1 protein-coding gene is annotated in these 566 nt (G+C 45.6%); it reads right to left on the bottom strand.

Annotation, left to right across the window (positions count from 1 at the left end; all coding sequences use genetic code 11):
- On the bottom strand, positions 1-533 hold a 533-nt coding region (locus tag KDU71_RS23500), incomplete at its 3' end, for a bifunctional 4-hydroxy-2-oxoglutarate aldolase/2-dehydro-3-deoxy-phosphogluconate aldolase (protein ID WP_212193442.1).
- Positions 534-566: the final 33 nt, after the last annotated feature.

The following is a 566-nucleotide window of genomic DNA, read 5'->3' on the forward strand; positions in this document are numbered from 1 at the left end:
TCTGATAAGTTCTCCTTCTCACAGGTAACGCCACCTGTTGGCATGACATCGGTCCAAGGCATGGGGGCTTTAACGGCCTTTACAAATGATGGCCCCCCAACCTCAGAGGCAGGAAATAACTTAATCACCTCGGCACCTAGTTCTTGTGCCATATTGATTTCAGAGATTGTTCCGCAACCTGGCGACCACATAATCTTGCGCCGGTTGCAAATGCGTGCCATGTTTTCATTCAATAGTGGTGAAACAATAAAATTGGCGCCATTCTGGATATAGAGGGCGGTAGTTGCTTCTTCAACGATAGAGCCAGCTCCCAAAATCATTCCCGGCAATTCAGCCAGGGCATACTTATTCAGTTCGGCAAATAACTCATGCGCAAAATCGCCCCGGTTAACAAACTCAAATACCCTGATACCCCCATTATAGCAAGCCCTTACCACTGCTTTACACACATCAAAATCCTGATGAAAAAACACAGGTACAACACCCGTCGTCTTCATCGCCTGAAACACTTCTATTCTTGAATATTTAGCCATTTATCTAGTCTGCTTTAATTGACCGAATCAGCG

The sequence above is a fragment of the Carboxylicivirga sediminis genome (assembly GCF_018156225.1).
Lineage (GTDB): Bacteria > Bacteroidota > Bacteroidia > Bacteroidales > Marinilabiliaceae > Carboxylicivirga > Carboxylicivirga sediminis.